The 331-nt window shown below is 66.2% G+C and carries 1 pseudogene; it reads left to right on the top strand.

Features of this window, described 5'->3' with window-relative positions:
* Positions 1 to 331: pseudogene (locus RZR99_RS33200) on the top strand (hypothetical protein); the annotation flags it as partial.

Here is a 331-nt window from a genome sequence, read left to right as displayed (position 1 = left end):
TGCAGACCGACGTGCTGGCGATGCCGTTCGCCCCGAAGCATGCCGAGTTGCTGACGGCGCTCGCGACGCGCAGCGAGTTTCGTTGCGCGCGCTACGCGCGAACGAGCGACGAGTTCTGCGAGTGGCCGGCGCGCGTCATCGACGCCGAGGGTCGAGAAGTGGCTGCAGACTACCCTGCATGGATCAACGCGCAACTCGACGCCTACGATGGCTCGGTGCCAGACCTGTGGTCCGCGCACAAGGACGCCGGCTATCAGCTGGTCGAGGCCCAGCCGCTGTTGCACTACTTCGTGCATGACCGCGGCGGCGACCAGGACAACTTCGTGCAGAT

The organism is Burkholderia alba (genome assembly GCF_034721475.1).
GTDB classification, from domain to species: domain Bacteria; phylum Pseudomonadota; class Gammaproteobacteria; order Burkholderiales; family Burkholderiaceae; genus Burkholderia; species Burkholderia alba.
Note: the sequence above shows the minus strand (reverse complement) of the source record. Positions and strands in the feature narration are given on the sequence as shown.